This window comes from Lysinibacillus sp. JNUCC 51, from assembly GCF_015999525.1.
Taxonomy (GTDB): Bacteria; Bacillota; Bacilli; order Bacillales_A; family Planococcaceae; genus Lysinibacillus; species Lysinibacillus xylanilyticus.
The window spans coordinates 1452554-1476044 of record NZ_CP065545.1 but is presented as its reverse complement, the minus strand read 5'-3'; the positions used below and the strand labels follow the sequence as shown (position 1 = coordinate 1476044).

The following is a 23491-nucleotide window of genomic DNA, read 5'->3' as shown; positions in this document are numbered from 1 at the left end:
TGAAAATCATGAGGCCCTCTTTGCTTGTATCGGAGGTTTACTGATTGATGGCAACGGAGGCTGAAATTTTAAAAGTACTAGCAGAGGAACGTAATATGCGTAAAGCAGCAGAACGTTTATTTTTATCTCAACCAGCACTTTCTCAACGGCTGCAAACTATTGAAAAGGACTGGGGTGCGCAGTTATTTATTCGTTCGCAAAAAGGACTTACGGCCACACCTGCTGGAGAGCTTATTATTGCCTATGCAACTGAAATGCTCAGCAAAAAAGAAGAGATTTTTGAAACAATCCAATCATTAACGACGAAAGTAAACGGGACATTGAAAATCGCCTGTGCATCGATTGTCGGCCAAAACTGGCTTCCGATAATATTAAAGGATTTTGTAACGAAATATCCTGAGGCAAAAATCTCTCTTATGACAGGCTGGAGCTCTGAAATTGTAAAAGCGCTTTATGAGGGTGAGGCTCATGTAGGAATTGTACGTGGGCAGGTTGATTGGAAAGGGGAAAAAATTCACCTTTTTCGTGACACCCTTTATTTAGTAGATAAAGAGCTGAAAACTATAGAAGATGTCTTAACGACAGACCGACCTTTTATTCAATTTAAAAGTGATTCCAATTACTATCAGGAAATTCAACAATGGTGGCAGCAGCATTTCGCTTCAAACCCAAGAAAGCAAATTTTAGTTGATCAGATTGAAATTTGTAAGCAAATGGCATTGAACGGCATTGGCTATGCTATTTTACCTTCCATTACTTTAAATGACCATGATGGTATTAACAAAATTGCATTAACGAATAATGAAAAAGAATTTGGATTAACGCGTGATACTTGGTTAATTGGCTATGAATCTTCATTTGAGTTACGACAAGTAGAGGCCTTTGTAGAGGTAGTGCAAGACCATGCGCGATGTTTGTTTGATTATACGAAATAAGAATACTGTTAAGGCAGTCTCCAGTGATTCACTTGGGGCTGTCTTTTTTTATACAATTCTTAATCTCACCATAGCGTGGGGTTGATTTCCGTTCCGACTGTGCGCTTTGTAGCTGTCGCTTTGCTTTCGCTACATGAAAACATTTGTAGCCGTCGCTTTGCTTTCGCTACATGAAAACATTTGTAGCCGTCGCTTTGCTTTCGCACAGTTAAAACATTGTTGCTGCGCGCAGAGGAGCCGTCCAGTCTCCACTCCAATCTATTTATTCGCATGACATAGGTTTAAAAAAATGTCACCCAACTTTTGAATTTTATCGACTAACTTTCACGTCTTATCACCCAACTTTTGAATTTTATCGACCAACTTTCACGTTTTATCACTCAACTTTTAACTTCTTTCAGCGAATGTCCAAACATCAGCTGAAAGAAGTGCTTTGTGCAAGCACAAAAGCCGACTCAGTACGCAATTATGCCAAGGTATAATTGATTTTATCGACATGCACCTTCCAAAGAGCAAAAAGGATTCATACACAAAACTGTGTGTGAATCCTTTTTCTTAGCCTCCACTCCAATCAACTTTACATGCATATGTTTTAATAAAATATCATCCCTAACTATAGTTATTAGTTAATTCTTAAGAGTTTATGAATATTCATGAAGATGTCGTAAGAAATGGAACAAAATGCAATTTAAAACGTATAATTATGTAGCCAACAATTTACATAAAAAGGGGTTGAGTTTTTGAAAAAAACGAAAATAACGGCACTCATACTATTATTCATGCTTGTTATTAGCTTTATTCTACCAATGGAGCGGGCAAGTGCAGCAGCTACATTAGATGTCCAGGCTAAGGTAGGGATTGCAGGTAAAGCAAAATATCAATCAGCTGTGCCACTTCAAGTAACGGTAAAAAATAATGGAGCAGATTTTTCTGGAGATATGGTCATCAATGCTTCCGCTTCCTATCAAACTGCAACAGCACAAGTACTGCCAATAGATATAGCGGCAGGAGAAGAGAAAACATTTGATATTTATCTAGAAGGTATTGATAACTATAACTCGAATGCAGAAGCTTTTGCGTTTTTTGATGGAGGCATAGAAAAAGGAAAAAAGGTTGCTTATAAAGGAACAAAGCAGCTACAAAGTAACCTTTTAGATCCTTCATCAGTTTTTATTTATACATTAACGGATAAAAGTGATCGTTTATCAGCATTTTTGAGGCTATCCCAATTAGCTCCTCAAAATAATGTTGAAGTTTTCAATTTAAATCAAATCAAGGATTATACACTGCCGGAGGATACAAAAGGGTTTGCAATGGCGAATGTTATCGTCATCGATGAAATTGCTATTGCTGATTTATCGCAAAAGCAACAAGAGTCTTTACTAAATTGGGTACAGAATGGCGGAACATTAATAGTAGGAGCTGCTGATCAAGTAAATGCAACAGCAGGTATTTTCAAGGATTATTTACCATTAGCATTATCCGAGCAAATGACTTCCGTTTCTGCAGATAGCCTATCAAAGTTATCAGGCGGAAAAACCTTTACACAACCTATTTCTATTTATGGGGCAACTGAAAAACAAGGAAGTGTCCCTGTATTAACAGATAACAATAAGATTTTAGCGTCTAAGAAAAAAGTAGGCAGTGGAGAAATTATTCAAACCGCCTTTTCTTTAGGGGATCAACCTCTTGCGTCTATGGATGGCTACCCCGCACTAGTGGCAAAATTGATAAATATTCAAAAGCTGTCACAACAAGGGGTGATGATTAACGGACAGTCACCGATGGATCAAATTTCATTTGACCTACGTAACATAAATGAATTATTCCCTTCGTTTGAAGTATCCGTTAGCTATATGCTAATAGTTATTATTTTATATATTTTAATTATCGGACCTATTTTATATTTCATTTTAAAGAAAATAGACAAACGTGAACATGCATGGTGGATAATTCCTGCGATATCAATTGTGATATCTATTGCTCTATTTATTTTTGGTGCAAAAGATCGAATTGGACAACCGCAAATTCAACAATCTGCATTTTTTAAAGTAAATGAAGATAGTAGTGTAAATGGTTATTATGTAGAGTCCATTTTAACAAATCGTAGTGGTGATTTTGTTGTTAATGCAGATAAGAATACTAGTGCATTTGCGCTGCGAAGTTTTAATGAGTTTGCAGGGCCAATGGGTGATTTACATGAAACATCCTATATTAAGGAAAATGCCAATGGTTCAACGTTAACACTACGTGATTTAAGCTATTGGTCTGTGCAGTCGTTTGCAGGGAAGTCTGCAGCACAAAATATTGGGAAGATGGATATTGATATTACGTTAAAAAATGAAAAGCTAACTGGGACAATTAAGAACAATTTCCCGTTTGCCCTAAAGGACGTTACTTTAATCTCTGGCATTAAAGAAGTTAAACTTGGTGACATTGAAGCGAACGGTACACTAAAAGTCGACACAGAGCTAAAAGCAACGGTTCTTCAAAAACCATCTAATTTTACAGGTTACAATTTTAATAATTATCCAACGAAGAAGGAAGACGTAAATCCTTCACGTATCGAGCGTATGAAATCTATGGCGATACCGCTTGTAGAAAATGATAAAAAACCTGTCATTACAGCATGGGCAGACCAAGCAATTGCTGGGGTTGAGCTAGAAACAGGTGCCAGTATGTCTCCGATTTCCTATTTTGTTCAGCCATTTGATGGCAAAGTAGAGCTATCAGGTCCATTTACGATGAAACGTAACAATTTTACGTATGCAGTAAACCAACTATCTCCTAATTCGTATGCTGAAAAAATAGATGAACAGTTAAATAGTTGGCGCTTATCTGATGGGATATATGAAGTATCCATTGCGATGCCAGAGAATTTTATGAATTCAGTTCAAACATTGAACGAATTGACAGTTTCAAATAAGGATATTGATCGTATGCAACTATCGATTTGGAATAACGAGACGAAAACTTATGAGCCATTGGTAGATGCGAAACAGGTGTTTACAGATAACATAAAAAAATACTTCAATGATAATGATGAATTGCTGATTGAAATTAAATTCGGACCAGATCAAACAGGTGAGGAAACAAAATTACCAGATGTAGAGCTGAAGGGAGTGGCGAAATAATGATTGAAATTCGAGATTTAACGAAAAGATACGGCTCCTTTACAGCGCTAGATCATTTGAATCTATCTTTAGAGGAAGGGGTTGTCTTTGGTTTTGTAGGTGCTAACGGGGCAGGTAAATCGACTACATTCTCGATTTTAGCAACCTTGCTATCTCCAACTTCAGGTGATGCCATTATCAATGGGAAAAGCGTTATTAAGGAACCGAAGGAAGTCCGAAAACAAATTGGTTATATGCCAGATTTCTTTGGCGTCTATGATCAGCTAAAAGTAGACGAATACTTAGACTTTTACGGTGCTAGCTACGGCATTGGGGCAACTGAACGAAAAGTACTTATTCCACAGCTGCTAGAGCTCGTAAATTTAACGAATAAACGTAATGAATATGTTGATTTACTGTCACGTGGGATGAAGCAGCGTCTATGTTTGGCGCGTGCACTTATCCACGATCCTAAAGTATTAATTTTGGATGAACCTGCTTCAGGTTTGGATCCACGTGCTCGAGTAGAAATGCGGGATATTTTGCGGAATTTAAAATCTATGGGAAAAACGATATTAATCTCCTCACACATTTTGCCTGAGCTTGCAGAAATGTGTGATGAAATTGGTGTGATTGATAATGGTAAGCTTATCGCTCATGGCAATGTGGCTTCCATTCAAGCACAGCTACAGGGGGAGAAGCGTATCGTAGTAAAAGTAACGGATCGTTTAAACGAGGTACGTGCGTTTTTGGAGGAGGATCCACTGATTTCTTCTATAGATGTAATGGATAATCGCTTAGAGATAGCCTTTAATTACCGAGGAACAGATAACGATCAGGTAGCACTATTGAAAAAGGCGATACTTGCGAATTTACCTATTTATGCATTAAGTGAAGAGGAAAAAGATTTAGAGGATGTCTTTATGGCTATTACGAAGGGAGCGGACAATCAATGATGGAACGATTTTATAATCCGGTATTCGTAAAAGAATTGAAGTTACGCTTCCGTTCTTTTAAAAGCTTTTCGGGTTTAATGTTTTATTTAGCGGTTATTTGTATTTTTATCGCAGGATTTTTGCTTATAACAACTGAATTCACAGGCAAGGGTTTCTTTAAACCAGAAATAAGCTTTTTAATGTTTGCTGTCTTAACAATATTACAAATGGCTCTTATTCTTTTCATTACACCTAGCTTAACTGCCGGTGCAATTAGTAGTGAAAGGGAAAAGCAAACATTAAATATTTTATTAACAACGACACAAAGTTCTACTCAAATCATCATTGGGAAATTATTATCCTCGGTAGCATTTTTAGTATTAATGCTTATCGCAGGGTTACCGTTGTATAGTTTAGTATTTTTATTTGGAGGCGTATCACCGTCTCAATTAATCTCGATATTTTTATTTTATTTATTAACAGTTGTAGCAATTGGTAGCATTGGTGTTATGTTTTCAACCATTACAAAGCGAACAATTGTTGCGATGATTTCTACGTACGGCACGATCATCTTCTTAGGTGGCATTACAGCGTTTTTCTTCTTCTTATCAATGGCCTTCAATCAAATGGGTAATGCCGTAGGTACTAGTACTTCCTATATGGCATACTTCTGGGCTTCTATTAATCCTGGTGCATTAATGCTTACGCTTACTTCATCATCTATGGGCGATGCTTTAGTGCAAGTTTCGGGAGTGGAATTACCTGTATGGATTAGTTATTTAATAACTTATTCATTAATCATTGTTATTTGTTTAACAATTGCGATTAAAAAATTACGTGCCAATATGAAAAGTAATCGATAAGGAGGAAATCTTATGGAGCGTCGTAAGCAATTACGAAAATATATTCAACGTGCAAAGACGAGTTTAACGGTAGAAAGAAACATTCCGATTGCACAGTACGGTTTGTTTTTGGCATTGCTTTCGAGTGCTGCCCTCTTCTTCGTTTCAAGGCTCTTCGTTTGGCCGTATTATCGCCAAACTGCTCTTGCTACCTTTATCGTTGTCATACTAGCAACAGTGTTGTTTATGTGGTGGAAGCGTGTAAAAGAAAAGGAAGCATTGCATACACTGGATGATTATTTTTCTCACAATGAGCTTGTGACAGCCTTATCGTTCGAGGACGATAAGGACCCACTCGTTCAATCTCTACTAACGAAGGCGCTAGAGAATGTTGAAAAGGCGTTTGCTGATTTTAAGGCTCGAAACAAAAATTTGCTTCGTCCAAAAGCATTGATTGGATTATTTGGGACAGCTGTCGTACTGGCAATTCTTTATATGTTCCCAGCAGCTTCACAAATTGAAGCAGTTGAGGTGGAAAAAGAAAAAGCTGTCATTGAAGACGTAAAGAAGGAAATTGCTAAATTAGAGAAAAAAGCTGAAACAAAAGAAGTGAAAGAGCAATTAAAAGAATTGCAAGATACGTTAAAAAAGACAGAAACAGCTGAAGAGGCATTACGCGAAGTCGTGAAAAAGCAAAAGGAGCTTGCTTTAAAGGAACAACAATTAAAGGATAAGCAAACGGCTAGTAAAAAGGGTGCTTCTGATGACAAAGGTTTATCGAAGGAAGAAGTGGAGCAATTGAAGGAGCTCGCCCAAATGCAGCAGGAGCTAACGCAAAATGCAAATACTACTCAGACAGCTATGAGCAAGCTTGGAAAACCTGCAAGCAATACTCTACAAAATGCTATTGCGAGTGCTAATAGTGCCAATAACAATCAGCAAAACAATCCTAATACCAATCCGTCTGCGAATTCACAGCAAGGTCAAACAGGTCAACAAGGCCAAACTAATTCCCAAAATGGATCCCAACAGGCTAGTGGTAATGGTCAGAAACAAGGATCGAATCAAAGCAATCAACAAGGGCAAGGACAAGGGCAAGGACAAGGACAAGGGCAAGGACAAGGACAAGGGCAAGGACAAGGACAAGGACAAGGACAAGGGCAAGGACAAGGACAAGGGCAAGGACAAGGAAATGGCAAAGGTACAGGTCAAGGTGCAGGCAAAGGTCAAGGCGGCCGCGATTTATTAACGACACCAAATAGAATTGGTGGCTCTAGTCAGACTTCGGTTGATGGTGGAGCATTAGGAGATGGATCACATGTATCAGAGCAACAAGGAAATGGCCCGATTACTAAAGGTTCTATCCGCCCATATGAGGAAGTTATAGGCTCCTATAAAGATAGCTATTTAGAAAGCTCAGAGCGTTTACAATTACCGAAAGATTTGCAAAATGTCGTGCAATCTTATTTCACGTCAATTGAGTCTCAGTAGGAGGAAAAGGAATGGCATTTACAGAGCAACAATATGTTGAAATGAGTACGAAATTACAACAAGTAAAGGAAGAAATTCATCGCTTTATCGTCGGACAAGAGGAAGCAATTGATTATACATTATACGCAGTCCTTGCTGATGGGCATGCATTATTAGAGGGACTACCGGGTTTAGGGAAAACGATGTTAATCCGTACAATTTCTGAAGTACTAGATTTATCATTTTCGCGAATTCAATTTACACCAGATTTAATGCCGGCGGATATTACAGGAACAAGTATGATTGAGCGCACAGCTGATGGCAAGCAGCAGTTTACGTTCCAGCCAGGTCCGATTTTTAGCCAAATGGTATTAGCGGATGAGATTAACCGAGCAACACCAAAAACACAAAGTGCATTGCTTGAAGCAATGGGCGAAAAAACTGTAACTATTTTGGGAGATACAAAGAAGATGGCAAGACCATTCTTCGTATTAGCAACACAAAACCCAATTGAGATGGAGGGAACATACCCTTTACCAGAGGCACAAATGGACCGTTTCCTATGTAAAATTCTTGTGCCGTATCCTGAGAAAAGTGAGCTAATGGAAATTATGAAGCGTACAACAGGCGCTATGGAAATTGGTTTACAAAAGATCATGGATACAGAAGCACTTATTGAAGCGCAGCAAATGGTCAAGGAAGTACTCGTTGCCGATGAAATGCTCGAATTTGCGACGGACCTTGTTGTGGCCACACATCCGGAGAGAGTGGATGCCATTGATGAGGTTAAGCAATATGCGATGTATGGTAGCGGCCCTCGAGGTTTACAAAGTTTAATCAAATTAGCGAAGGCAAGGGCGCTTATGAATGGACGTTTCCACGTTTCTGTAGCAGATATTAAATCTGTGGCTAAGCCAGTGTTACGCCATCGTATGCTGTTGAATTATGAAGGGGAGGCTTCAGGCAAAACAGCAGACGATGTGATTGATGTCATTTTAGAAAAAGTACAGCAGGGTGTTAGCAGGTGACACAAAAATTATTATTGCCCGAGGATTGGTTAGCGAAAATCAGTCGCTTCCAAGTGGCAACGGCCTCCAAATTACGTGGGCAGCACAAGGGCTCGCACCGTTCGCAACGCTTCGGGGCATCGCTCGATTTTTCAGATTTTCGTGAATATCATTTAGGTGATGATGTACGTCAGGTAGATTGGAACGTCTTTGCGAGAACTGATAAATACTTCATTAAACGTTTTTTAGACGAACAAGAAATGCGCGTGCACATTTTGTTAGATACAACTAAATCTATGGGCGAGCAAGCAAAATGGACTTTTGCTAGGCAAATTGTTGCCTCACTTGGCCTAATGGTACTCGGTCGTGATGATCGATTATCATTTTCTTTTCTACAGGATGAGGTGAAGCCACCGTTTCGTCGTAAAGGTGCCATGTATCGTCGCGCTTTTTTACAGGTAGTAACAGAGATTGAGCAAGCAACTTATACAAACAGCTTCGCACAAGGAGCTGTAAAAGCATTGCCCAAGGATAGTACAGTACTATTTATAGTGACGGACGGACTTGAGCCAATCGAAGAATGGGAGCAACTATTAAAAAGGCTACCGCGTTTTGCAGGGGATGTACGTATTTTGCAAATAGTTACGCAGGAGGAAATATCACCAGAATATACGGGTGATGTACGTTTACTTGACCGTGAAACAGGCAGAGATGTAAATGTTACGATGTCTTCTAAAGTTTTGGACACATATACGGCAAGACGTTTATTACATGAAGAGGAATTTGAAGCAATTTGTCGGCGCTTTGGTGTTCGACAATTACAGCTTAAAGTAGAGGATGGATTACAGCATGCCATCTTCCAACAATTATTAAAAGCACATTGGATTAGGTGAGGTGAGCCGTATTGGGCTTTAGTCAATTACTTTTTAGCTGGACGGCCATCATCCCGGTCATTGTCCTACTATATTATTTCTTTCGAAAGAAATATACCGATCAAACCGTATCCTCAACACTTTTTTGGTCGGAAATTATGCAAGAAACACGTGTGTCACCATACTTAAAACATTTACAAAAAAATGCACTGCTTTATTTACAACTACTGGCTCTTCTTTTACTTGTACTGGCATTAATGAATCCTTATGTTAAAAAGTCAACGATCGTTGGTGCGCAGACGATTTTTATTGTAGATACATCTGCAACAATGTCAGCCGGAAAAGAGCAGTCAACATTTGACACACATAAAAAAGAGATGCTGTCATTGGTTAATGAGCTTGATGGAAGACCTGTGACACTCATTATAACAGGGAATACGCCAAAAGCTATTTTACAGCAGGAAACAAATACCAAGAATATTGAAAAAGCCATTCAAGAGTTACAAGTAACATATGAGACAGCTCAAATGAATAAGGCTCTAGATGTGGGACAGGCTTTTGTCGGTAATACGCCAACATCTATTTATGTCTTTACAGATTCACTCGATAAAAAGCAATTACCGATGGAAAAAGATACGGTGAAGTGGATTGTAAAAGGGTCTGCAAAGGATTTAACAAATATCGCAATTACACGTTTTGCTGCTACTACAGATGGACAATCTGCTATGGCGCTTGTTCAATTACAAAATGATACGGATCAAGAGCAAAATGTAACACTTTCGATTGAAAATGTTAAAGGTAAGGAGATAGTCGCGGAGAGTGTTGCATTACCTCCAAATGAAGCTATAACAAAAACTTTCAAAGACTTACCGTTAGAAGATACTATGACTGCCAAAATAGATGCTAAGGACGATTATGTGGTTGATAATTCACAAATAGTATTGCTACAATCAGCTACTTCAAAATTAGTTGTCGATCAAAGTATGCATCAACTCATTCAAAAAGGTTTGCAAACGATTAATAGTAGTGTGAAAATTGTTCCATCTTCACAAATGGCTGACAATCGGGATGCCACATTGGTGACAAATCAGACGGCGTTACTCGAAAAGATGGACAAGCCAATTGTATTATTTGGTAGGGATGACGTTGAGAAGATTGAAGCTAATGGGGAAGTCGGTATAACAAGTGATGCATTGCTTGCATTTAGTGAGCTAAAAGATATTTACGTCAGTGCGTTATATCCTGGATTCAATGACTATAAAACGATTGCATCAGTCGGAGACCAGCCATTTATTCAGCGTTCACCTAAAGGGGATATTGTTGTATTAGCTGATATTGCAGATACAGATTGGCCGTTACATCCTTCATTCCCATTATTTTTATGGAGTGCTGAACAGGAGCTTTCAGAATCAATTGGTTCACTTGGCATTTTCACTCCGAATGAGCAACGTGCTGTTGCTATAACGAAGGGTGATTGGAGTATATATTCGCAGGAAGACGAGTTTTTATCGTCCATTACGAATGGTTTATTAACAGCTCCTATGAAGCCAGGAATTTATACAGCTCGCTCAAATGATGAAGAAAAGCGATTAATTGTACAGCTTCAAGCGCAAGAGCGTGTGATTGAAAAAGGGACAAGCTATACGCTTGGAGAGCTACCGGACAATGGTAAGGAAGAAATATCGAAAGCCTCGTTCGTACCTTGGCTTATTCTTATGATCTTAGTATTACTTGTTTTAGAGTGGGAGGTGCAACGACGTCGTGGATTTACGAATTGATATGCCATTAGCATTGTTGCTTTTACTTCCATTGCTTATGTATTTTGGATGGACCTATTGGCGTGAGCGTCAGCGACTAAAAAAAGGTCATATCGTCGTGCTAGGTATTCGAATTGTGGCCATATGCTGTTTAGTGTTTGCACTTGCAGAGCCCTATATTTTATTGCCTGTAAAGGAAGAACAGGTAGTATTCTTAGTTGACCGTTCTGCTTCAATGAATGGTACAGATGATGAGATGGCCAATTTTATAGCGGAAAGTTTGCAGTCGAAAAAAGATGACCAGCTTGCAGGGATTTATTCATTTTCATCAACATTACAAACGGAAGCCATATTATCGGATTCTTTAAAGGAAGTGCCGAAGTTTACAGCCATAAAAGCAACAGATCAAACAAATATTGAACAAAGCCTACAGCTCGCTTCAGGTATTGTAGATCCGAAAAAAGCAACGCGACTTGTGCTCTTAACGGATGGCAATGAAACAAAAGGAGATGCCTTAGAATTTTCATCGAAATTTAAAGGGTCAAATATTAGTGTGGATATAGTGCCATTTAACAAACCTGTTGCTAAGGATGTATCCCTGAAAAGCTTTGTCACACCACAAGTTGCTTATGTAGGTGAACAGCAACAGCTAGTCACTGAAATAAATGCAACTGCAGCAGAACGAGGAGAGCTATTATTATACGAAAACGATAAGCTTATTTATCGTGAGGCAGTGGAGCTTGCTGAAGGTTCAAATATTTTTACGTATAAACATTCAGCAACGGCTGAAGGGCTTGTAAAATATGAGGCACTCGTGCAGGTTGAACAGGATGCAATTTTTGAAAATAATAAATTAACAAGCGTCACGATGGTACAAAGTGAACCACATTTACTAATTGTTAATGGCTATGATACGGCATCACCAATTGCAGCAGCGCTTGGCAAACAATCAATTGCCTATGATGTTGTAAATGCTAGTAGTCTGCCAAATGAACTCTCTAGTTATTTACAATACAACGCCATCATTTTTGATAATGTGCCAGGGCATTTAGTAGGCGAGGCAAAAATGAGTGTCATTGAGCAGGCAGTGAAAAACTTCGGTGTCGGTTTTACGATGGTCGGTGGCGAAAATAGCTTTGGCTTAGGCGGCTATTTTAAAACACCAATCGAAACTTTACTACCTGTTGAAATGGAAATTAAGGGAAAAGAGCAATTGCCATCATTAGGGCTTGAAATCGTACTTGACCGCTCTGGAAGTATGTCTGGAGCAAAGCTTGAGCTAGCTAAGGAGGCAGCCGCTCGCTCAGTTGAAATGTTACGAGATGAGGATACGCTCGGGTTTATAGCCTTTGATGATCGACCTTGGGAAATTATTGAGACAGGGCCACTTGGCAAGAAGGAAGAAGCGGTGGATACAATTTTATCTGTAACGCCAGGGGGTGGTACCGAAATATATGGATCGCTTGCTAAAGCTTATGAAAATCTAGCTGATTTAAAGCTACAGCGTAAGCATATTATTCTATTAACTGATGGTCAGTCACAGCCAGGTAACTACGAAGACTTAATTGCACAAGGAAAAGAAAATGGCATTACTCTTTCAACGGTTGCAATTGGTCAAGATGCTGATGCCAACTTACTTGAAGCACTCAGTGAGATGGGCAGTGGGCGTTTCTACGATGTTGTTGATGAGCAGACGATCCCCTCTATTTTATCTCGTGAAACTGCCATGATTTCACGCACATATATTGAGGACAACCCATTTTATCCAACTATATTTAATGCATCTGGCTGGAATACGTTATTTGCAAATGGTGTACCTAAAATGAATGCATATATAGGTACGACAGCAAAGCAGGGGGCCACTGTTATTGCAGAAAGTGAGAAGGAAGATCCAGTACTTGCAGAATGGCAATATGGCCTTGGTAAAACATTCGCCTTTACTTCCGATTCGACAGGGAAATGGACGGGGGACTGGGCAAGATGGCAAAATTGGGGCACATTTTGGCAAACGCTTATTTCAAAAATGCTACCAAGCTATAACGATGTTGCCTATGATGTACGGCTAGAATCTGACGGTTCATTTGTCATCACTGACCCAACAAATGAAGCGGCGTTCTTAGATATTGTTGCTGTTAATGAAGCGGGTGAGGAACTTGAAACTCAGCTTGAAACAATTTCAGCATCACAAGTTCGAGCAGTCGTACAAGCAGAACCAGGACTAATCTTCTTCCGCATTGCGGATGAAGAACAGGCCATTTATCAGGCAGGCTTAAGTGTACCTTATAGTGCTGAGTATGAATTACGACCAGTGAATGATAAGCTAGTCGAAGAACTAACAAAACAAACAGATGGCTCCGTGTTGAAAGAACCGAGCGAAGTGTTCCGTGAATTTACTAAAAAAGGTGCGGAACGCCAAAATATTGCTACATGGCTTTTATTAGCAGGGATGCTATTATTCTTCATTGATATTACCATTCGACGCTTTGGTTGGAGCTTCTTAACTAGGCCGAAGAAAAAAGAGCAGCTTGTCGAGGAAAAACCAATACATGCAGAGGACACAAATGTTGCCCAGATATTAAAGGGCATGAAAAAACGATCTTAGTAAATTAAAACGATGGTTCATCGCTTTTTAGCAATGAGCCATCGTTTTTTGTCATTCTATGGCTATCATCAAAATACTGTATTTTCTAAAATGTTCTGATAAATCGAAGAAACATTCCGATAAAGTCTGAAATTGTTCCGATAAATTTCAAAATTGTTCCGATAAATCTCTCATCCCTTCAAAAAGGGTTTATGATTTATAGAAGAGTATTTAGGTTAGTTACAAATACTGACTTACGCAAGTTGCTGGCAACGACAATGCCTAAGATAGCACCAATAGTACTTGAAGTTAAAAAGGCTGGCATGAAAAATAAAGCAGCAACAGATGTCCCCATTAATAAATGTGCGTAAGGTACTGCAATGAGTGAGGCGATGATACCTGTACCGAACATTTCACCAACACCTGCTAGCCATTGCTTGCCGCTGTATTTATAGGCGAGAGATGCACATATTGCACCAATAACACTTCCAGGTATAGCTAGTAATGAGCCTGTGCCTGTTAAAATACGAATGATTGCTGTGACAAAGGCGACCATAACGGTAGGAACAGGTCCAAGAATGATAGCGCCAATAACATTAATGGCATGTTGTACAGGGTAGGCACGCGCAATCCCCGTAGGTATTGAAACAAAGATAGAACCTGCTACGGCAATTGCTACTAACAAGGCCATGATTGTTAATTTTCGAATTGACATAATTTCGACTCCTTTTTAGTATTTAGTGATTCGCTGATAAACCCGACAAAAAAGCCGCTTCCTAAAAGCAATAGGAAGCGGCCCTGCATTTACATAACAAAAAGCAAGTGTCGCCACTTCCCTCCGCTAGTGTGAACTAGATCAGGTTCAAAGGGTCCGTATATGACCATATACGTCTCAGCCTTTTAAAGACTCCCCTAGTGGTAAGAATTTAATTGTTAGTTTTTATCCTAATAATGTAGCACACTACTAAAAATAGTCAATAACTTTTCAGACTAATTTGAATCAGGATGCATAAGGTGTGGTGCTTTTTTCATTGTCCAAATAAGGGCAATGAAGAAGCAAGCCATTAAAATAATAGACCCGAAAATATAAGGACTGTTCATATTCCAATCGAATAACAGACCTGCTAAAGCTGGACCAATCATATTACCGAGACTCATATACGCATTGTTCAGACCAGCTGCATAGCCTTGTTCATTTTCAGCAAGCTTTGAAATCAGTGTGTTGACAGCTGGGCGAATCAATGTCGTAGCCGTAGAGAAGATTGTCGCTACAATTAAAATAAGTGCAAAGCCAGATGCGAATAATATTAAGAAAATCGCAACGGCTGCAATAAATAAATTGACTAACACTACTTTCATTTCGCCAAAGCGATTAAACAGCGGTGTAATAACAAACATCTGTACAACAACACCAAAAGCGCCGCCCATTACTAATATAATGGCGATATCAGTAGGTGTGTAATTAAACTTTTCTGTCACAAATAATGATAATGTTGTTTGGAAGTTAGCAATTCCGAAAGAGAATACAAGCATGATAATTAGCATGACAAAATAAGGCATTCGGACTGAACGGGCCATCTGCTTTACAAGATTATCCTGCTTCTGCGTCTCTTTCGCTGTGTTCGGTTTTGTAGCAGGTAATAAAAAGAACGATAAAATAGCTGCTAAGATAGCTGCAAATCCAGCCGTATAAAATGGAAAATGTAAACTTACTTTTGAGAGGAATCCACCGATACCTGGTCCAATCATAAAACCAAAGGACATTGCTGCCCCTATCATCCCCATACCTTTTCCACGTTCCTCGTATGTTGTGACGTCAGCCACAAATGCCATTATAGGAGGTGCCACAAATGCAGATCCAAGTCCACCTAAAAAGCGTGCCAAGAAGAGCATCCACACATCTGTAGATAGTCCGAAACCAATTTGTGCAAGTCCTGTAACTATAAGACCGAAAATAATGAGATTTTTACGACCATATTGATCGGAAAGATTCCCAGCAATTGGAGAAAATACGAATTGTGCTAAGGCGAACGTTGCAATCAACATGCCAAGTACTTGTCCTGCAGCACCAAAAAGTTTTAAATACTCAGGCATGACAGGAATAATAATTCCGATACTCCCCATTGCGATAAACATATTAAACATTAAAATATACAAAGCCGCCTTATTAGACTTCTGCTGGGTCATCGAATACCCCTTTCTTTAATCAAATATACTACAGTCTACCACAAGGCTTGTACGTTTGCTATTGACTATAAGTCTGAAATAGACCCAGAAACTTATCTCCAGCTAAACAACAAAAAAGCTGTTCTCAACATAAAGTGAGAACAACTTTAACTTCTTTCAGCAGGAGTCGCCTACTTTTATAGGTGGTGGTATGAATAAGGGTTTAAGGTACTTTTCAGAGGGTGTCTAAACATCTGCTGCTGACGCTACGCTTTCGCGCAAAAGACATCTGTACCTGTCGCTACGCTTTCGCGCAAAAGACATCTGTACCTGTCGCTACGCTTTCGCGCAAAAGACATCTGTACCTGTCGCTACGCTTTCGCGCAAAAGACATCTGTACCTGTCGCTACGCTTTCGCGCAAAAGACATCTGTACCTGTCGCTACGCTTTCGGTACAAAAGACATTTGTAACTGCCGTTTCACTTTCGTTACAGAAAACATTGCTGAAATAAGTTAAGCCTACGGCGGATGTCACGGAATCGGAATGGAGTTCACATAGGATGTTAGCCTAAAATCATCGCATCCAAGCGATAACGGCTAACTGACCTGCATCACGCAGGCCTAAGCACAAAGCCGATTCCTGACGCAATTATGCCGAGGCATAATTGATAGAGGTTATCGAATACTCATTTTAAATTCTAAGAACAGTTCATTGTATTTGCCTAAGTAATCAGGACCTAGGTTTTTATAAACTTCTAATGTTTTACGTTGTTCTTTCGAAGGATAGAAACGCTCATCAGATACAACTTCTTTATCCATTAACTTCATCGCTGCAACATTAGGGGTAGAATAGCCTACATAATCAGCGTTTTTAGCACCTGATTCAGCTTTTAGCATAAAATTAATGAAAGCATGTGCACCATCAATATTTTTTGAAGTTTTTGGGATAACCATATTGTCAAACCATAAATTTGAGCCTTCTTTTGGTACAGCGAAGTCTAAATCTTCATTTTCTGACAGCATGTCTGCTGCTTGACCAGACCAAGTGAGTGCTACAGCAGCTTCATTATTAACCATCAGCGGTGTTATTTCATCTCCAATAATGGCTTTAACATTTGGCGCCAATGTGATTAGTTTATCAGTAGCTTTACGCAACTCCTGGTCATTTAAAGAGTTTAGAGAGTAGCCAAGGTTGTTTAAGCCCATACCAATTACCTCACGTGCACCGTCTACTAAAAAGACTTTACGTTTTAACGAAGGATCCCATAAGTCCTTCCAAGATGAGAAGTCTAGATTTCCAACGAGCTTTGGATTATAGACAATGCCGACTGTTCCCCAGAAATATGGAACGGAATATTTATTGTCGTCATCAAATGGTAAATCTAAAAAATAAGGATCGATATTTTTAAAATTAGGGATTTTCGTTTTATCTAAAGGAATAAGCAAGTTTTCTTCCTTCATTTTTTCAATCATATATTCAGAAGGTACTGCAATATCGTAAGCCGTACCGCCTTGTTGAATTTTTGTCATCATTGCTTCATTGGAATCAAACGTTTCATAGATGACGTGAATGCCTGTTTCTTTTTCAAATTGCTTCAGCAAATCCGGGTCAATATATTCTCCCCAGTTAAAGATTGTTAATGTATCTTTACCACTTTTCCCACCGCCGGCACTTAGGGCGTCAGCAGCATAGAATAAAAGGGCGGAAACGACAAGGATTGCGACTGTTGCTTGAATTAATTGCTTCATTGAGTTCCCCCCGTTCTTTTATTAGCGCGGCTTGTAATGAAGTAATAGCCAACTACGACGATAACCGTTACAAAGAATACTAAACCAGAAATAGCGTTAACCGTTAAGGAAATACCGGCACGTGCCATAGAGTAAATTTCAACAGATAAAGTACTGAAACCGTTACCCGTCACGAAAAATGTTACCGCAAAATCATCTAGAGAATACGTTAATGCAAGAAAGAACCCTGCAAAAATACCAGGTCGAATATACGGTAAAATAACACGCATCATAACATCTTTTTTCGTTGCACCTAAATCCAATGCAGCATCGATTAAAGATTTATTCATTTCTAATAGTTTCGGTAAGACCATTAGTACAACAATCGGGACACTGAACGCTACATGTGCTAATAACACAGAAGTAAAGCCTAATTTAATGCCGACCATTGTGAATAAAATTAAAAAGCTTGCACCAATAATGACATCCGGACTAACAATTAATACATTGTTTAAAGAAAGTAGGGTATTGCGCATTTTGGAATCTTTAACTGTGACTATGCCAATAGCTCCTAGTGTCCCGATGATTGTAGAAATCAATGCAGAGAGTAGTGCCACAATGACTGTGTTAATTAGAATAACGAGTAGACGTGAATCCTCAAATACGGCTTTATAATGTTCTAATGTAAAGGACTCAAAATTATTCATCGATCCGCCACTATTGAACGAATAGAAGACTAAATAGAAGATAGGTGCATACAAAACGATAAAAACAATCGCTAAATACACTCTTGCTGTAGCAGATAGTTTTGTCATCGTACGCGACCTCCTTTATCCTTTTTCTGTCCTGTAATTAACATAATGATGACCATAAATAAAATTAAGAAAACAGCAATTGTTGAACCCATTCCCCAGTTTTGGGTTACAAGGAATTGTTGTTCAATAGCTGTACCAAGTGTAATAACACGGTTACCTGCGATTAAACGAGTAATCATGAAAAGTGATAATGCAGGAATAAATACAACTTGAATTCCTGATTTAACACCGTCCATTGTTAAAGGCAATATAACGCGACGGAATGTTGTAAAGGCAGATGCCCCTAAATCACGTGCTGCATAAATAAGAGCCGGATTTAAACGATCCAATGAGTTGAAAATCGGTAAAATCATAAATGGAATAAAAATATAAACTGATACGAACACAAAGCTAATGTCTGTGAATAGCATTTGCTTCGGATTAAAACCAAATACTTCGATAAATGCATTTAATGGGCCATATAAGCCGAAAATCCCGATAAAGGCATATGTTTTTAACAAAAGATTAATCCAAGAAGGAATAATAATTAGTAAAAGCCAAAGCTGCTTATATTTCGTTTTTGTTAAAAAATAAGCTGTTGGATACGAAACAAGTAACGTAAAGAACGTAATTAAAAACGCATACCAGAATGAACTTAATGTCATTTTTAAATAAACAGAAGTAAAGAATGCTTTATAGTTATCGAGCGTGAAATTGCCATGTATGTCTAGTAGGGAATAGTAAACAACAAGGGCAATCGGTGTGATAACGAAAAGTGCAATCCATAAAACATAAGGAAATAAGGCTGATTTCGAAGTCTTAGTTTGCATCTTCGTCGTCTCCATACGCCTCTAAACGTTTATCGAATTCTTCTTCTGTTTCATTTAAGCGCATTACATGAATTGCTTCTGGATCAAAGTCTAAGCCAATTTCTGTCCCTACTTCAGCTTTTTTCAATGAATGTACAAGCCACTCATTTCCATCTTTGTCATAAGTGGATAATTCATAATGCACCCCTCGGAACAATTGAGTATCAACTGTCACGACAAGTTTGCCTTTATCAATTGTTGTCATTTCTAAATCTTCTGGTCGAATGACAATATCAATTTTTTCGTTTGGTCTCATACCTTGGTCAACACATTCAAAAGCTTTACCAGCAAATTCTACTTTGAAATCTTCAATCATCACGCCAGGAACAATATTTGATTCACCAATAAAATCAGCAACGAAGCGGTTAATTGGTTCATCATAAATATCTACTGGTGTACCAGATTGTTGAATTTCACCTTCGCTTAAAACAAATATTTCATCACTCATGGCAAGTGCTTCTTCTTGGTCGTGCGTAACAAAGACAAATGTTTTCCCAAGGCGTTGTTGTAATTCTCGTAGCTCATACTGCATTTCTGTACGTAGCTTTAAATCTAAAGCAGAAAGAGGCTCATCAAGTAAAATTACTTCAGGATCATTTACAATCGCACGAGCGATAGCAACACGTTGACGTTGACCACCTGACATCTCAGAAATTTCACGATTGCTATAGCCTGCTAAGTTAACGAATTTTAATGCTTCAGCCACACGGTTTTTAATTTCATTTTCAGGCAGTTTTTTTATGCGAAGTCCAAATGCGACGTTTTCAAAGACATTTAAATGAGGAAACAACGCGTAATCCTGAAAAACAGTATTTACTTGGCGTTCATTTGCTGGTACTGAGTTGATTTTTTTATCATGAAAATAGATATTTCCTGTAGTTGGTTCTGTGAATCCAGCAATCATACGTAAAATAGTTGTTTTACCACAACCAGAAGGACCTAGCAGTGTATAGAATTTTCCTTTTTCTAGCTCCAAGTTAATGTTTTTTAAGACGACCGTGCCGTCATTATAAGACTTTGAAACGTTTTCAAAGCGGATAATCGAATTCGTTGTCATAGATGTGCCTCCTTAAGCTATAAATATGAATCCGTTGCGACAAGTAAAATTTTTGTTTCATCAGCATGTGCATTAAAAATTTGATGATGATCTGTCGCGTCAAAATAGAGAGCATTGCCTTCACTCGCTATGTATTGTTCATCTCCTAAAACGAGACGAATACGCCCTTCGACAACATAAATAAATGTTTCCGAGAGTGAGGGCTCAAACTGTTTGAATTCCCCCTCAGCAGCAAGTGTCAAGAAAATAGGCTCCATCTCTTTTTCATTTGAAGTAGGAATGAGCCACTGAATTTCATATTTTTTTTCTTCATCTGTATAAGTGGATTGATCTTCTTCTGTATATACAACCTTTTGTTCAGGTGCTTCATCATCGAAAAATTCCTTAGGTGTTGACCCTAAAACTTCTAATAATGAAAAAAGAGTTTCAATGGAAGGTGAATTTAGATCACGTTCTAATTGAGAGATATACCCTTTACTTAAATCTGTACGTTCTCCAAGTTCCTCTTGGGTAAGACCTTTTTTTAAACGAAGCGCTTTAATTTTTGCTCCAATTTGCATCTTTTCCCTCCTAGAAGAAGTTTAGCAATCATAAACTTTTGAAATATGAAGTTTACTTTAACGAAACTTTTAGTTTACTAAAACCATTACAATTATACATAATAAAAAAGAATTTGCAATCGTTTTTTATTAAAAAAAAGTAGATGAAATTTTTAGAAATTATTCATAAATATCGAATAGAAAAATTTCGTTTAAATAAGAATAAATTTGTTAAAAATAGCTAATAAATATGCTGTAGCAGCTATTCCATTTTGGGATTTGACGGAAATTTGTCAGACAATTTTTAATGAGCACTTTTGTGAAGTTTACTTGTTTGAAAAACTACGATTACTCTGTTATCGTAGAAGACGAGTTCGCTGGTGCGAATGGAATATATACACTACATATATAATCGGAGGGATTTATAATGGCAGAACGCATGGTAGGTAAACAAGCACCTGACTTTACAATGGAAGCAGTACTTCCAGACAAATCATTTGGTAAAGTATCATTAGAAGATATTAAAGCACAAGACAAATGGACAGTTCTTTTCTTCTATCCAATGGACTTCACTTTCGTATGTCCAACAGAAATCACTGCAATGAGCGATCGTTACGATGAGTTCGAAGACTTAGATGCAGAAGTAATCGGTGTTTCTACTGATACAATCCACACTCACTTAGCTTGGATTAACACTGACCGCACTAAAAATGGTCTTGGTGAGTTAAAATACCCATTGGCAGCAGATACTAATCACCAAATTTCACAAGAATATGGTGTGTTAATTGAAGAAGAAGGTATCGCACTACGCGGCTTATTCATCATCAGCCCAGAAGGTGAATTAAAATACCAAACAGTATTCGATAACAACATCGGCCGTGATGTAGACGAAACTTTACGTGTACTTCAAGCTTTACAAACTGGTGGTCTTTGCCCAGCAAACTGGCGCCCAGGTCAAGCAACTCTATAATTAACTTCTATCAGCAACTGAAAGAAGGGTTAAAGCTTCTGGCGGAGCCGATTTCGGACTCAATTATGTTGAGGCATAATTGATGTAGAGTTTTATGTCAGCCTTTTAACTGTATTCAAGGCTTGGCGAAATTGATCATTCAAAAATAAAGAGTCCCCACGACACCGTTTGTGGGGATTTTTTTAAACTTGATATAGTAAAAGGTTCATCAAAATTATGGGTGACTCTTGTTAAAACGTCTACTATGTAAATAAGTTGATTGGAGTGGAGGTTGAGCGACTCAAGGAAAGCGCCCAGCCGGAACGGAAATCAACCACACGTTTTGATAATAGTCCTAGAAAAAGGAAAAAAGGAGAATGTTTTATGAAACTTCGTGAACAAATGCCTGAACTTGCAGGCGCAACGACTTGGTTAAATGGTGAAGTAACAAAAGCGGATTTAGTAGGCGAAAAACCAACATTAATCCACTTCTGGTCAGTTAGTTGTCATTTATGTAAAGAAGCAATGCCGGATGTGAACAATTTCCGTGATCAATACAAAGATGAGTTAAACGTTATTGCAGTGCATATGCCACGTTCTGAGGAAGATACAAATTTAGAAACAATCAAATCGGTAGCAGCAGAGCATGACATTGTTCAACCAATCTTTGTAGATAGCGAATTAAAGCTAACGGATGCATTTGAAAACCAATACGTACCTGCGTATTTTGTTTTCGATAAAGATGGTCAGCTTCGTCACATGCAAGCTGGTGGAAGCGGTATGAAAATGCTTGAAAAACGTGTGAATCGCGTTTTAGATGAAATGCGCAACGCATAAAATAGCAGATTAAGAGGCGGGGGATATTTTATTCTTCGTCCTTTTTTATGGAAAACGGATTATTGTAGAGCTCGGCAAATGTGACTTACTCTGAGCGAAGAAGGAGTAGAGTTGATTGAAACAAAAGAGCAGGAGGATGTAGAAGTGATACGAGCGAAAAAGAGATGACCTGATCACTTCCATGGACAACCCGAGGCGAAAAAGACATCAAACCTATCAAAACTAGACGACAACCGAACAAAAGAGCCACTAAGCAGAAAGGTCTTGTCAAAGGATTGGCTTTTATTGTCGAATAGTCTTTTGTTTTGACGATACATATAGCAGAGAATACGTTAAAATAATGGTATAGTAGTTTTCGGAGGGATTTTTAATGATGAAAAAAGAGTTTGCTGTCATTGGACTTGGACGTTTTGGAGGAAGTATTGTTCGCGAACTAATGAGTCAAGGTGCACAAGTTATGGCGATAGATAATTCCTCAGAGCGTGTGGATGAGTTTGCTTCCATTGCTACACAGGCCGTTATCGCAGATTCGACAGATGAATCGGTATTAAATTCATTAGGTATTCGTAATTTTGAGCATGTTATCGTAGCAATTGGTGAAGATATTCAAGCTAGTATTTTGACGACGATTATTTTAAAAGAAATCGGTGTGCAGCAGATTACTGTCAAAGCCCAGAATGATTACCATGAAAAAGTACTGCGTAAAATTGGTGCAGATTTTGTCGTGCATCCTGAGCGAGATATGGGGATTCGTATTGCCAATAATATGCTGTCTAATACAGTGCTTGATTATTTGGAGCTTTCGGATGAACATTCAATTATGGAGCTTAAAGCTAATGATGCAATTGCAGGTTACTCCATTATGGATTTAGATATTCGTGCAAAGTACGGGATTAATATTGTAGGTCTTAAGCGTGGTGCAGATATCATCGTATCTCCGCAGGCGAGTGATAAAATTTTGCTAGGCGATATTATGCTTGTCATTGGTGCAGATGTAGATATTAACCGCTTTGTCAAAAAGGCATTGAATGGGTAATGAA

At 38.5% G+C, this 23491-nt stretch carries 19 protein-coding genes and 1 riboswitch; of the genes, 12 read left to right on the top strand and 7 right to left on the bottom strand.

Going from position 1 to position 23491, the window contains the following annotated elements:
- Positions 1-47: 47 nt before the first annotated feature.
- The 9 genes from ccpC (at position 48) to JNUCC51_RS07395 (ending at position 13533) form a co-directional block, all read left to right on the top strand.
- Positions 48-935 carry a transcriptional regulator CcpC gene (ccpC, locus tag JNUCC51_RS07435; RefSeq protein WP_337992200.1) on the top strand — a complete coding sequence of 296 codons (888 nt, stop codon included), beginning with the start codon at positions 48-50 and terminating at the stop codon, positions 933-935.
- Between the two features lie 740 nt (positions 936-1675).
- The gene (locus JNUCC51_RS07430) at positions 1676-4069 is read left to right on the top strand and encodes a DUF8725 domain-containing protein (protein ID WP_337991457.1); all 2394 of its coding nucleotides are present in this window, start codon (positions 1676-1678) and stop codon (positions 4067-4069) included.
- Positions 4069-5004 (top strand): ABC transporter ATP-binding protein, encoded by a 936-nt coding sequence (locus JNUCC51_RS07425; RefSeq protein ID WP_337991456.1) that lies wholly within the window; start codon positions 4069-4071, stop codon positions 5002-5004. Before JNUCC51_RS07430 ends, JNUCC51_RS07425 begins: the two co-directional genes overlap by 1 nt.
- Entirely contained in the window at positions 5001-5846 is an 846-nt protein-coding gene (locus JNUCC51_RS07420) for an ABC transporter permease (RefSeq protein ID WP_337991455.1), read from the top strand. Before JNUCC51_RS07425 ends, JNUCC51_RS07420 begins: the two co-directional genes overlap by 4 nt.
- A 12-nt stretch (positions 5847-5858) precedes the next feature.
- Positions 5859-7316, top strand: a complete 1458-nt coding sequence (locus JNUCC51_RS07415) for a DUF8809 domain-containing protein (protein ID WP_337991454.1) — start codon at positions 5859-5861, stop codon at positions 7314-7316.
- Between the two features lie 11 nt (positions 7317-7327).
- Positions 7328-8323, top strand: coding sequence for an AAA family ATPase (locus JNUCC51_RS07410; protein ID WP_337991453.1), 996 nt, complete (start codon positions 7328-7330; stop codon positions 8321-8323).
- Complete coding sequence (locus JNUCC51_RS07405; protein ID WP_337991452.1) at positions 8320-9195, top strand: DUF58 domain-containing protein; 876 nt, start codon at positions 8320-8322, stop codon at positions 9193-9195. Before JNUCC51_RS07410 ends, JNUCC51_RS07405 begins: the two co-directional genes overlap by 4 nt.
- A gap of 11 nt (positions 9196-9206) precedes the next feature.
- Positions 9207-10952, top strand: a complete 1746-nt coding sequence (locus JNUCC51_RS07400; RefSeq protein WP_337991451.1) for a vWA domain-containing protein — start codon at positions 9207-9209, stop codon at positions 10950-10952.
- The gene (locus tag JNUCC51_RS07395; protein ID WP_337991450.1) at positions 10936-13533 is read left to right on the top strand and encodes a VWA domain-containing protein; all 2598 of its coding nucleotides are present in this window, start codon (positions 10936-10938) and stop codon (positions 13531-13533) included. The genes JNUCC51_RS07400 and JNUCC51_RS07395 overlap by 17 nt, the downstream gene beginning before the upstream one ends.
- A gap of 196 nt (positions 13534-13729) precedes the next feature.
- Here the strand turns inward: JNUCC51_RS07395 and thiW are convergent, their stop codons facing one another.
- The 7 genes from thiW to JNUCC51_RS07360 all read right to left on the bottom strand — a co-directional run bounded on the left by thiW (position 13730) and on the right by JNUCC51_RS07360 (position 20686).
- The gene (gene thiW / locus JNUCC51_RS07390) at positions 13730-14227 is read right to left on the bottom strand and encodes an energy coupling factor transporter S component ThiW (protein ID WP_337991449.1); all 498 of its coding nucleotides are present in this window, start codon (positions 14225-14227) and stop codon (positions 13730-13732) included.
- A 101-nt stretch (positions 14228-14328) separates the two neighbouring features.
- Positions 14329-14436: riboswitch (TPP riboswitch) on the bottom strand.
- A gap of 66 nt (positions 14437-14502) precedes the next feature.
- Complete coding sequence (locus JNUCC51_RS07385; protein ID WP_337991448.1) at positions 14503-15699, bottom strand: MFS transporter; 1197 nt, start codon at positions 15697-15699, stop codon at positions 14503-14505.
- Positions 15700-16353: 654 nt separating this feature from the next.
- A complete protein-coding gene (locus tag JNUCC51_RS07380) occupies positions 16354-17427 on the bottom strand; it encodes an ABC transporter substrate-binding protein (protein WP_337991447.1) in 1074 nt (357 codons plus the stop codon).
- The gene (locus JNUCC51_RS07375; protein WP_337991446.1) at positions 17424-18221 is read right to left on the bottom strand and encodes an ABC transporter permease; all 798 of its coding nucleotides are present in this window, start codon (positions 18219-18221) and stop codon (positions 17424-17426) included. The genes JNUCC51_RS07380 and JNUCC51_RS07375 overlap by 4 nt, the downstream gene beginning before the upstream one ends.
- Complete coding sequence (locus JNUCC51_RS07370; RefSeq protein ID WP_337991445.1) at positions 18218-19030, bottom strand: ABC transporter permease; 813 nt, start codon at positions 19028-19030, stop codon at positions 18218-18220. Before JNUCC51_RS07370 ends, JNUCC51_RS07375 begins: the two co-directional genes overlap by 4 nt.
- The gene (locus tag JNUCC51_RS07365) at positions 19020-20126 is read right to left on the bottom strand and encodes an ABC transporter ATP-binding protein (RefSeq protein ID WP_337991444.1); all 1107 of its coding nucleotides are present in this window, start codon (positions 20124-20126) and stop codon (positions 19020-19022) included. Before JNUCC51_RS07365 ends, JNUCC51_RS07370 begins: the two co-directional genes overlap by 11 nt.
- Before the next feature lie 17 nt (positions 20127-20143).
- Positions 20144-20686, bottom strand: a complete 543-nt coding sequence (locus JNUCC51_RS07360; RefSeq protein ID WP_337991443.1) for a helix-turn-helix domain-containing protein — start codon at positions 20684-20686, stop codon at positions 20144-20146.
- Positions 20687-21092: 406 nt separating this feature from the next.
- On the opposite strand from JNUCC51_RS07360, the gene JNUCC51_RS07355 reads away from it, so the two are divergent.
- From JNUCC51_RS07355 to JNUCC51_RS07345, 3 genes are all read left to right on the top strand, one after another.
- A complete protein-coding gene (locus JNUCC51_RS07355) occupies positions 21093-21635 on the top strand; it encodes a peroxiredoxin (protein WP_049668263.1) in 543 nt (180 codons plus the stop codon).
- 363 nt (positions 21636-21998) lie between these two features.
- Positions 21999-22451, top strand: a complete 453-nt coding sequence (locus tag JNUCC51_RS07350) for a TlpA family protein disulfide reductase (RefSeq protein ID WP_049668264.1) — start codon at positions 21999-22001, stop codon at positions 22449-22451.
- Between the two features lie 373 nt (positions 22452-22824).
- On the top strand, positions 22825-23487 hold the full coding sequence (locus JNUCC51_RS07345) for a potassium channel family protein (protein ID WP_049668738.1): 663 nt from the start codon (positions 22825-22827) through the stop codon (positions 23485-23487).
- Positions 23488-23491: the final 4 nt, after the last annotated feature.